This window comes from Secundilactobacillus paracollinoides DSM 15502 = JCM 11969, from assembly GCF_001311135.1.
Taxonomy (GTDB): Bacteria; Bacillota; Bacilli; order Lactobacillales; family Lactobacillaceae; genus Secundilactobacillus; species Secundilactobacillus paracollinoides.
In genome coordinates this window covers 41994-52900 of the sequence record NZ_BBAG01000018.1, presented here as the reverse complement: position 1 = coordinate 52900, position 10907 = coordinate 41994, and the positions used below count along the sequence as shown (strand labels likewise).

Sequence of the window (10907 nt, the reverse complement as noted above, 5' to 3'; positions counted from 1 at the left end):
CAAAATGGCAATGTTCCAGGTCATTTTCTGCTGTTCTTTCTTGGTCAACCATGCCGAAACGCGTTTCGGAAAACAGAAAGCTGCATGTAAGCCAACTCAGGCAAAAATGCCAAGTTCGGGCATTTTCGCCTGAGTTGGCTTACACTCCGCTTCCTACCGTTTTCCTACACGCTCTCTAATATTCTACCGGTTCACTCGTTCCATCCGGCAAAATTGTTTCTGTTGGACGGTTACCTTCTCCTGCATCGCTCACATCAGCGCCGCCGAAGGTTTCCTCGCTATTCAAGACAATGTCATCCGAATCGTCGTCCGCAGAAGTTGACACATCCGCTAATTCTGACCGCAGATCTGGATCCTCATCATGCTTCGCTTACCCAATGAAGATGCGGCTTGCTTGAGTCTGTCAGTATCAATTTGACCTGCTACATCCTTCACTTTGTCAGAAACGTGTTGGGATTGATCCTCAAACGTTTCCTTGAAGTCATCCCAGGCATCGCTAGCATAAAATGCGTAGTCCACGGCGCGATCCTTTAAAACGTCTAGCTTGTCAGAGACGTCATCTTTCAGTTGCGATTGTTCATCCTTTGATAGATGATGGTAGGCAACGTGCGCGATAGCGGCACCCGCCAAAAGTCCTAAAAATAACCCTGTCTTTTTTGCCATGTTCAAAACTCCCTTCTAATTTGCGTTAATCATCACTGTTTGAACGCCGGTGTTTTGTATAGAAATTAAATGCCGCTTCACCAGTCCGAACTAAGATGTTCGTTGATGCAGTTTTCTTTGCTGATTTAGAAACCTTACTTGTCAGGTTTCGAGTGGCATCATTCAAATCAGACACGCTGGTACCCAGATCAGCGGCCGCCTGAAAGACGGGATCAACTGTTGCCACTTTCTTGTTCACGTCTTCAAGTAATGTATTGGCATTGGCCATAATGTCCTCCGCCTGTTTTGAAACGACGTCAACATCATCCGTTAACGTTTGAATACTACGATTAACTTCTTTTAAAGTGGTCAACATCTTGGATAAAAACATGCCAATGAAGAGCACGAGGATCAAAAATGCAACTGCCGCAATCATCCCGGCAACTTGTCCTCCAGTCATCGCATATCGCCCCTTCCTTAGTAAAAACCTTATTGGTTTAAGAATAGCATTGACGATGGGTGGAAGCAATAAAAATCACTAGAGAGTGTGAAGCAAGGCGTTTTAGGGGCGGTGTGTAATGGAGGCTGGTCTAAAAGTCCGGGCCTGACTTTTAGACCAGCCTCCATTACACGTTAGCCCCGTGCCTTGCTGAACACGTTTAGGCAATGTAATAAGGGCGCGCAGTGGTGGTTACCACTCAGTTGCTGAAAACCTGAAAAGTCCGGGCCTGACTTTTAGACCAGCCTCCGTTACACGTTAGCCCCGTACCTTGCTGAACACGTTCAGGCATTGTAAAAAGCGCGAGCAGTAGCAGTTACCACTCTGCGCTAGAAAACCTGTACCTACTAAACGTCGCGCTCAACTTTCTAATAATTCCAACCCTCCCCACCCAACAAAAAAACCAACAGTAGCCGTACCCCCTCGCCTTTGGTACACTAGAAGATGATCTCACTAAGGAGAACTTGCCATGATACTTAAACAAACTTCCATTTCTTCACTGCTCAATCATTTCATTAAACACTTTGATTGGCAGTCCATTGGCGAACAGATTGCGGTAACTATTTTCCAACTCGTCCTAGTGACGATCGGTCTGTTAATCGTCAACTGGCTAGGGAAAAGGTCATTAAACACCTTTTTAACCGCTATAAGGCTACTAAGCTTAATACGATTTCTGTTAACCGAGTCAACACCATCTACACCCTTGTACAAAATATCTTTCAGTACACGATCCTCTTCTTCTGGATCTACGCCCTATTATCCTTCTTGGGAGTGCCAGTTGGTACCTTGGTTGCTGGCGCGGGGATCTTTAGTTTAGCTTTAGGTCTAGGTGCCCAGGGATTTGTATCCGATATTGTGACCGGTGCGTTTATTTTGATGGAAGAACAGATCAACGTGGGTGATTCTGTTAAAATTGGCACGGTTGAGGGAACAGTGTCCGCCATCGGGATTCGAACGACCCAGGTCATCAGTGCAGATGGGACGCTCAACTTCATCCCCAACCGAAATATTTCAATCGTCAGCAATAAATCCCGACACGAAATGCGGGCCCTCGTTCAGGTTCCCATTTTCCCTGATTCACCAATCGATCAGATCAATGCCATTATTGATAAGACGAATCAAACAGTGGTTAAATCGTTGACTGGTATCACACAGGAGCCGACCAACATGGGCGCCACCCCGCTTGCAGATGGCAAATTGGTGATTCAAGTCGTCACTTTCACGAAACCCGGTGATCAATTTACGGTTCAACGTGAACTGTTGGCGGCGTATCTCAAAGCAATTTCCGATGCCGACATTGTGTTGCCGACTGTCTATCATGACGATGCCACACCAAACAACTAAAAAAGATTGCGTAGTCGTTTGATTACGCAATCTTTTTTTGTTTTATTGAGAGGATGAGTCCTGAGGCCGTTTAGTTGTCTCAAAACAGTCATCAAAATTATGTGCCAAATAATTGACGCGCTTTAAGAGTTCTCGCCGCGTGATAATACCAGTAAACGTTCGTTCATCTGACACAACCGGGACAAACGAATCATCAACAAGTAGGTGCATGACTTCATCCAAATCATCCGGATCTTCGACAACTCTAAAATCAGTCTGCATGACATCTTTAACCTTCATCCGCCGCAGATTTTCGGGCGCAATGTGATCCGTATCTAACATTCTTTCAGTAATCATCGACAGCGACAACAGGCCGCACAAATGCTGGTCCTTATCCAGGACTGGAATCTTAGAGTAGCCAATCTTTGTAAGTACCAAAAACGCGTGATAGCAGTCATTGTTCACCATAACATTGGCAACAATGTTTGCTGGAATGATCCATTGACCATGGGCTTGCATCAGCATGGTCTGAATCGGTTGGTCAATCATATCCTCATTACCTCATTTATTTAACGTGTGAATTTTTGCTGTAGGTCTGGCAGCTGGTTTAACTTGCGGTCATAATAGGTGACCGCAATGTTATCAGGTGTCGTCGTCACGATGGCAAACGTCCCGCCAATTGGCGCATATTGACCTCGGGGTAACGAGATACTGCCAGGATTAAGATAGAGGCAGCCAGCCTCGAACTCAGCTCCAAGTTGATGGGTGTGGCCAAAGAACGTCAGGGTCGCGCCGACTTCCTGAGCCTTCAAGCTCAGATGCGTCAACCCCATGCTCACACCATACAGGTCACCATGCGTCATAAAGACGGTCTCATCGCCCACCTTCTGGACAACGTCATCTGGGAACGCACCCCGCGGATCATTATTGCCTTCAACAGCGATGACGTTGTCAAAAACGGGGTTGTCCCGGGTCGTTTCCGAATCCCCACAGTGAAAAATGGCATCCACGCGGTGACTAAATGCGTCAAAAACCGTTTGAAGAATTGCCTGATCGCCATGGTTATCACTTATGACTAGATAGTTCATCCGCTAAACCTCCCACCAATCATCAAACCGGGTCATCATATTGCGTAGCGCCCGACCTCGGTGGCTAATGGCGTTCTTTTCGGCATCAGTCAGTTCAGCCATCGATTTTCCCTGATCTGCTAACCAGAATAAGATCATAGCCAAACCCGTTATTGCCGCGGGGCGCAGTTAAAATTGTGCCCTGGACATCACCATCAGCGACTAATTTGTCACCATTGGGCTTTAACAACACCAGCGTCGTGTGGAACGCAGCTTGCCGTTTCTCGGCCGGAACGTCTGCTAAATTCGCCAACAATTTTCGGTTGTTTGCAGCGTCGTCGTGATCTCCGGCATAGCGGGCTGAATGAATCCCTGGTGCACCGTCGAGGGCCACGACTTCCAGTCCAGAATCATCTGCTAAAACTGGCAAGTTCGTTTGGTGGCTAATGGTCTCCGCCTTGATCGTGGCATTTTCTTCAAAGCTAGTGCCGTTTTCATTGATCTCACCGATCTCCGGAAAATCAGCGAGTGTTTTGATCGTAATACCCTTTGGTTCAAACATTTCCCGAAACTCTCGGGCCTTGCTGGAATTTCGTGTCGCAATAATGAGTTGATCATGCTTCATTAAATGAACCTCCGTTTGTCGTGGTAGTTGGTACTGCTGCATCTCTGTGAGTGCCACGTGTTGGACATCGAGGTTATCGCGCTGTAACCACTGTTCCGCCACTCGCTTAAAGTGTGCTGCCCCACCCGTTGTATAAAACTGTGCAGTTGGCGTCTGGTCACGATCGGCCAACAGGTGCTTATCTGCCAATACTTGTTTTACAATGGCCACACTTTCGGCGCCCGGATCAACCAGTTTCACCGTCGGCCCCATCGCCGCCTGAATGGCCGTGCGTAGGATTGGAAAATGCGTGCAGCCGAGAATCAGTGTGTCCATTGGCTGCGTTTTAAAGGGTCTTAATTGCCGTTTGACCTTAGCTGATGAACTCGGTAGGTTTGCTGCGCCGCGTTCAACCAGCGTCACAAATTGGGGGCATGCCAGCCCACGAACGGTTGCGCCGGGACGGATAGCGGTTAAATTTTGCTGATAAGCGTGGCTCTTGATGGTGCCCTCCGTCGCAATCACGCCAATGTGACCAGTTTTGGAAACAGCAGCCGCTTTACGACTCCCAGCTTCGATAACACCGACGACAGGAATGGACAGGCGCTCACGTAAGAGCGGCAACGCAGCGACGGTTGCCGTATTACAGGCAATCACCAGTAATTTGATTTGCTTTGAGACCAGAAAAAACGCGGTTTGTGCGACAAAACGGCGCACCTCGGCCATCGGCCGCGGCCCGTATGGCACTCTTGCCTGGTCACCAATAAAGATAAACGATTCGTTGGGAAGCTGTTTAAATGCCTCTTTAACAACGGTTAAACCCCCAACACCGGAATCTAAAAAGCCAATTGCTTGAGATGTCATTAAACTAATCCCTTTCTATAGTAATCTTGAGTCTTAATTATCGACCATTTCGGCACCGGTTGCAAGAATTCCGAAAAAATCTTAAATTCTTGCAATACTTTGATTTAATCTTGCATTCAGACTTAATTTCATTGTAATCTTATTGTAAAGAGCGTGAAGGAAAACGGGAGGAAGCGGAGTGTAAGTCAACTCTGACGAATGCCAGAACCTGGCATTTCCGTCAGAGTTGACTTACATGCAGCTTTCTGTTTTCCGAAACGCGTTTCGACTCGAGGACAGAGAACCACACAGAAATGCCCGCACTTGGCATTTTTGCCCGAGTTGACTTACATGCAGCTTTCTGTTTTCCGAAGGGTCTTTCCAATGTTAAGTGATTCAAAGTAGCGCTTTAATGTCGCTTCGTTCCACCGTTCGACCCCGTAGGCTGAGGTGGGGTCGAACTGCAATGTCGAACGACTCCACTACGCTATGATTCTGGCAGTAACCGTCATAATTAATAAGTCTTCAAAAGTGGCATCACGAAACCTCTATATTAATCGTTACTAGTGACTAACATGTCATGAGAAGCATTGTTGTTAATAGCTTACTAGCAGTCGAGGGCGGATTCTCTTCGAACTTGGTTTAACGCCAATGTGATGCTTAACTAGTAGTAAAAATAAGCTCAACATCAGTGGAATGCAGCAATTTGGCACGGAGTGTGGTGTCGACATCAGTTAGCGACCGTTCTTTAGTCGGTTACTGATGTGCGAGACGATTGAGATCCACTCGAGAGCTGCGCAGCAGAAATCGAGTTAGCTCATTCGCGAGCCACTACACGGCCTGCCAAATTGCGGAATGCAACGGACTATCACCTAACATTTGATAGACCCTTTCCGAGACGCGTTTCGACATAGTCGCCTAGAATAACTGGCAAAAAAGCGTCCCAACAACCGATCCACCACCATCCAAATCGATATTATCGTAGAATAAGAAAGCAGGTTAGTCCATTATGGATACACAGATCTACACCAATTACCTGACAGATCCCAACAATTCGGGATTATTTGGTCAGGCTTTGTTACGCGACGTCATTCTCACCGATATTTTAGGCCCGGATGCGTCAAACATCGCATACTGGGAAGGTAAGCAATTAGCCCGCCGGTTTAAACTCGGCAGTGCCAGCGACATTGCTGTATTTTTCGCACAGGCACAGTTCGGCACCCTGTCACTGACTAAGCAATCCGCCACCCAGTGGCAGTTTGAGTTAACCGGTAAGCCAGTTGAATTACGGGTTGCCACTGATTCAAAAACCGCCTTTACCTTGGAAGCCGGTTTTCTGGCTGCCACCGTTGAACAGATGATTGGCGTGGTCGCTGAAACTGAAGTTGCGCCTTTGACCCGCTCACGTAAGGCACTCGCAATCACGATGACCGTGCATCTTGACCCCAAAGATCCAGTGTCCGATCCGCAAGAACTGATTCCAATGAAACTGATTTTGCCAACCCAAGATTCGAAAACAACAGAATAGCATTTATTCATACTAAATTTTTGAACACAGACAAAAACAGTGTCGACTGACGCCCAGAATGTTGGGCGTCAGCTGACACTGTTTTTTGCAATTCTGTTACGTTATGCTTCAACGTACTGGGTCAACAATTGCTTGAGTTGATCCTTTGTGTGGTAACCCACGATTGAGTCAACCACTTGGCCGTCCTTTTTAACAAGGAGCGTTGGGATGCTCATGATCCCGAACTTTTGTGGTGTATCTGGGTTAGCATCAACGTCCATTTTGTTGAACGTTACATCGCCCATTTCATCAGAAAGTTGTTCAACAACGGGTGATTGCATCCGACAAGGACCACACCAAGTTGCCCAAAAATCAGTTAATGTTACGCCCTTAGACGTATCTGCTTCAAAAGTCTTATCAGTTGTTTCTACAACAGCCATATATCGACGCCTCCTGTTTAATTACTAAAGGTAAGTTTACCAGAATCTCATAAAAGCACAAGCATTCTGCTTAATCATTACTAAATTTATAATTTAACGATGGTTGAGCCATCCCCACCAGCATTGGCAGGTGAAAACCCAAACGATTTGACCCGGCGATTGGATTTCAGGTAGTCAATCACACCCTGCCGCAATGCGCCGGTACCCTTGCCGTGAATGATCGTGACAGAAGGGTAACCAGCAAGCAGTGCTGAATCGATGTATCGATCCACTTCTGCCATGGCTTCTTCATACCGGTGACCACGGAGGTCAAGGGTTGGCGTCATGCCATCAGAACGAGTTCGGCGAATAGTGGCTTTAGGCGCCTTCTTCGTCGTCGCTTCTGGGGCTGCTTTCTCCAGATCACTGTCATCGATCTTCATCTTCAAAATTCCCATCTGAACTTCGTAGTTGTGATCATCAAGCTTATCCATGATCACACCACGTTGCCCATAGGATTTAACGAGCACCTCGTCACCCTTTTTGAGCTGATGCTTGCGCTTTTCACGATTCAAGACGCGGTTTTGCGTCAAGGTTTCATCTTGATGCAGCGCATTAATACTGCCCTGAGCGTCAATCAGTTGATCTTCTTTAATGACGGTCTTGCCGGCCGCTAATTGCTTTTTACGGATATCTTTGATGATCTTGTCCGCTTGTTTCTTCGTTTGATCGACCACTTCATTTGCATGGCGTTTTGCATCTTCCATCAGCTGACTCTTTTGTTTCTGATAAGCGTCAAACTGTTTTTGGAGGTCTGCGTACAGCGCCTCATTTTCATGCAATTTATCAGCCGCTGCCGCTGCGTCCACATTGGCTTGGCGCGTCTGCTCGGTCAGTGACGCAATCATTTGATTAAGGTCCTGGCTGTCCTGATCGGTTAACCCACGAGCTTCATCAATGATTGATTGGTCAAGCCCCAACCGCTGCGCAATCTCCAACGCGTTACTGCGACCAGGGATTCCAATCAGCAAGTGATACGTCGGTTTCAATGTTTCTTGGTCAAACTCCATGCTGGCATTGATGGTTTCTGGTCGGTTGTACCGTACGCTTTGAGTTCTGGGTAGTGGGTCGTCGCAATCACTTCACTGCCAATGGTGCCAACATTATCCAGAATAGCCATAGCAAGGGCTGCCCCTTCTTGCGGATCAGTCCCAGCGCCCACTTCATCCAGTAGGATCAAACTGTGATCAGTTGCTGCCTTTAAAATCGCCGCAATGTTGTCCATGTGTGAAGAAAAAGTTGACAGATTTTGTTCAATGGATTGCTCGTCGCCAATGTCGGCAAACACTTCATCAAACAACCCAACCTGGCTATTTTCATTTGCCGGAATAAACAGTCCAGACTGAGCCATCAGCTGGGTCAACCCCAGTGTTTTTAACGTGATGGTTTTCCCACCTGTGTTTGGACCAGTGACCACGATGGCTTTGTAGTCGCCGCCTATTTCGATGTCGTTAGCCACCACTTTTTTCTGGTCGATCAACGGGTGTCTTGCCTGACGCAAATTCACGTGGTTCTCAGCTGAAAGAAGCGGTTCTGTCGCCTTAATTTCGTGTGCATACCGAGCCTTAGCGTTGATAAAGTCTAAGTGACCCAGCACCGTGGCATTCGCTGAAATATCATCCTGATACGGCCGTAACAGGTTCGACAATTCCAGAAGGATTCGCCGCTCTTCTTGACGTTCCGCAATTTGCGCTTCACGTAACCGGTTGTTTTCTGAGACAACGGCTTCCGGTTCAATGTAGAGCGTCAACCCACTGGCAGACTGATCGTGAACAATGCCGCCAAAATGGTTCTTGTACTCCGCTTTAACGGGTAACACGTACCGGTCATCCCGAATGGTCACCAGCGTTTCGCTGAGATACTTCGCCTGTTTACCGCGTGTATAGCCGTTCATTTGTGAGCGCACACTACCTTCGATCTGCGTGATCCGTCGCCGAATCCGTTTCAATTCTGGTGACGCTTCATCCGTAAGCCGACCATCATCCGTCACCGACATACTTAACCGACGCGTCACGTCTGGCAAATGCACAAGTTCCGCGACAATCGCGTACAGCCGACGCAATTCAAGTGCCTTATCCTGGAGCCCGTCAAAGAAGTCAACGACCCGACTGACCGTTTTTAAGACCTGGCCAATTTGCGCCAATTCAGTCCCGCTTAACGTGCCTTCGATTGCTAACCGTTTAACGTGCGGGGTAACGTCAGCCATTTTTGGCAGTGGAATACCGCCCTCTAACCGCAAGACATCAGCCCGTCTTTCGTTTCATCAATAGCGCGTTGAACAGTCTCTTGATCTGCAACTGGCATTAAATGGTTCAGTTCAGATTCTCCTGAAGCTGAAACCAAATGTGCCCGTAATTGCTGCTTGATCTGATCAAACGCCATGGTTTTAAATATTTTATCGTTCATTAGTCGTTGTTTCTCCCAAATCCTGTTGGTTACCCTGACATTGTTAGCCCTGCCGGTTAAACCGATGTCATGGGTCGTTAGTTATCCGTAGGTGTTTGCGTTTTTTGTAACCGGTCGAGCTCTGCTGCCTTATCCAACTGGTCAGAGATCGCATTAAACGCAAGTAACGTTGCGGCTTCCTGTTTGGTCATTGATGGCGCTAATTTCTGCAACTGTGCAAGCTGCTGATTCATTAGTTCCGTCACGGCCTGCATGTGTGCCGTTGACTTATTGCCAACGATCGTATAGGACTGGCCGTCAATAACCGCCTTGAACCGGCGCTTGTTACCAATGCTGTTTGGTTCACCCACAGCCGTCACCCCCTCATTTTGACGTTAAAATCACTTAAGCCGCTGACCCCTTTTCGGACCAGCGGCTAACTTGTTACTTAAGTCGTTTGACGATTATACCTGTTCGGTTGCAGACCCTACTTAGGATCTGAAACGCCCCAATCTTGATCAGAGGCATCGGTACCGCCGCCGTCAAGGAAGGTGTTTAACATGGATTCAACCATGTCCCATTCGTCGTCTGATTCAATTGGCAGCAGATCGCCGCCTTGTGGGTCAGCCGGATCATCAGAGTCTGCTAATTGGTAGGCCTGAATATCAACTTCCTCATCATCAGACTTACCTGATGGGTAAAGTAAAATGTAGGACTTGCCAAAATCTGCAGAGGTAAACGTGAAAAGCACGTTATATAACTCTTCGTTGCCGTCTTCGTCGACGATTGTAATTTGTTGATCTTTGTTTTCACTCATATTATCGGCCTCATCTTTCTTGTGTTAACGGACCCTTACGATCCAAGTAATTTGCAAAATCAAGTCAGCTGCTAGCTTATCAATAACCTTCTTGCGTTTTTTTCGCGACACGTCGGCCTCTTCAACCAGCATCCGCTCCGCCTCAACAGTTGTGAGACGTTCGTCTTGAAAATCATACGGCATCCCGAAGGTGGCCTTTAACAGCTCGCCATAGTTCTTTGCCGCTTCCGCACGGGGTCCGAGGGAATTGTTCATATTCTTGGGTAACCCGACCACGAAGCCTGTGACCTCGTACTGTGCCACAATTTCCTTGACCCGGTCGATCCCAAATTCTTTCTCATCTTCGTTGATCGGAATAATCTCAATTCCTTGAGCCGTCCATCCCAACATATCACTCATTGCCACACCGACAGTTCTCGATCCGACATCTAATCCCATTAATCGCATTTATTTAGTCAACGTCCCATTCTCATTGAGGTAGAAGCGCACCAACTCTTCGATGATTTCGTCGCGTTCATGCTTACGAATCAAGTTCCGGGCGTCGTTAAAACGCGGAATATATGCCGGATCACCAGAGAGCAGGTACCCCACGATCTGATTGATCGGGTTGTAGCCCTTTTCCTCAAGTGCTTGATACACTGTTACCAGGGTATCGTGAACGTCCTTTGGCTTTTTGTCGCCAAAATCGAAATACATGGTCTTGTCTAACGTACTCATGATCACACCTCCACCGATGCTATT

At 47.4% G+C, this 10907-nt stretch carries 11 protein-coding genes and 4 pseudogenes; 2 read left to right on the top strand and 13 right to left on the bottom strand.

The features are described from left to right. Nucleotides 1–175: 175 nt before the first annotated feature. The 3 genes from JCM11969_RS17700 to JCM11969_RS07745 are packed head-to-tail and all read right to left on the bottom strand — an operon-like array spanning nt 176 to nt 1102. Nucleotides 176–325, bottom strand: coding sequence for a hypothetical protein (locus JCM11969_RS17700; RefSeq protein WP_156319301.1), 150 nt, complete (start codon nt 323–325; stop codon nt 176–178). Nucleotides 326–330: 5 nt separating this feature from the next. Further along, nucleotides 331–663: a YtxH domain-containing protein gene (locus JCM11969_RS07750; RefSeq protein ID WP_054710105.1), complete on the bottom strand. Its 333-nt coding sequence runs from the start codon at nt 661–663 to the stop codon at nt 331–333. 25 nt (nt 664–688) lie between these two features. Beyond that, the gene (locus JCM11969_RS07745) at nt 689–1102 is read right to left on the bottom strand and encodes a DUF948 domain-containing protein (protein WP_054710102.1); all 414 of its coding nucleotides are present in this window, start codon (nt 1100–1102) and stop codon (nt 689–691) included. Between the two features lie 567 nt (nt 1103–1669). Between JCM11969_RS07745 and JCM11969_RS07740 the strand changes: the two genes are divergently transcribed. After that, entirely contained in the window at nt 1670–2485 is an 816-nt protein-coding gene (locus JCM11969_RS07740) for a mechanosensitive ion channel family protein (protein ID WP_156319300.1), read from the top strand. A 42-nt stretch (nt 2486–2527) separates the two neighbouring features. Here the strand turns inward: JCM11969_RS07740 and cbpB are convergent, their stop codons facing one another. The 4 genes and pseudogenes from cbpB to murI all read right to left on the bottom strand — a co-directional run. Continuing rightward, nucleotides 2528–3013, bottom strand: a complete 486-nt coding sequence (gene cbpB / locus JCM11969_RS07735; protein WP_054710099.1) for a cyclic-di-AMP-binding protein CbpB — start codon at nt 3011–3013, stop codon at nt 2528–2530. Nucleotides 3014–3033: 20 nt separating this feature from the next. Next, entirely contained in the window at nt 3034–3552 is a 519-nt protein-coding gene (locus tag JCM11969_RS07730; RefSeq protein WP_054710096.1) for a metallophosphoesterase, read from the bottom strand. Between the two features lie 3 nt (nt 3553–3555). Further along, nucleotides 3556–4198 (bottom strand): annotated as a pseudogene (locus tag JCM11969_RS18870) (XTP/dITP diphosphatase). A gap of 99 nt (nt 4199–4297) precedes the next feature. Then, nucleotides 4298–4999 (bottom strand): annotated as a pseudogene (gene murI, locus JCM11969_RS18865) (glutamate racemase); the annotation flags it as partial. 988 nt (nt 5000–5987) lie between these two features. Between murI and JCM11969_RS07720 the strand changes: the two are divergent. Continuing rightward, nucleotides 5988–6506, top strand: a complete 519-nt coding sequence (locus JCM11969_RS07720; protein WP_054710089.1) for a YslB family protein — start codon at nt 5988–5990, stop codon at nt 6504–6506. Between the two features lie 101 nt (nt 6507–6607). Here the strand turns inward: JCM11969_RS07720 and trxA are convergent, their stop codons facing one another. From trxA to JCM11969_RS07690, 6 genes and pseudogenes are all read right to left on the bottom strand, one after another. Beyond that, nucleotides 6608–6925, bottom strand: coding sequence for a thioredoxin (gene trxA, locus JCM11969_RS07715; RefSeq protein ID WP_054710086.1), 318 nt, complete (start codon nt 6923–6925; stop codon nt 6608–6610). Between the two features lie 86 nt (nt 6926–7011). After that, nucleotides 7012–9370: pseudogene (locus JCM11969_RS07710) on the bottom strand (endonuclease MutS2). A 77-nt stretch (nt 9371–9447) separates the two neighbouring features. Then, nucleotides 9448–9720, bottom strand: a complete 273-nt coding sequence (gene zapA, locus JCM11969_RS07705; RefSeq protein ID WP_225353183.1) for a cell division protein ZapA — start codon at nt 9718–9720, stop codon at nt 9448–9450. A 116-nt stretch (nt 9721–9836) separates the two neighbouring features. After that, complete coding sequence (locus tag JCM11969_RS07700) at nt 9837–10166, bottom strand: DUF1292 domain-containing protein (protein ID WP_054710082.1); 330 nt, start codon at nt 10164–10166, stop codon at nt 9837–9839. A 10-nt stretch (nt 10167–10176) separates the two neighbouring features. Next, nucleotides 10177–10613: pseudogene (ruvX, locus tag JCM11969_RS07695) on the bottom strand (Holliday junction resolvase RuvX). After that, complete coding sequence (locus JCM11969_RS07690) at nt 10614–10883, bottom strand: IreB family regulatory phosphoprotein (protein ID WP_054710080.1); 270 nt, start codon at nt 10881–10883, stop codon at nt 10614–10616. It lies immediately after the preceding pseudogene. Nucleotides 10884–10907: the final 24 nt, after the last annotated feature.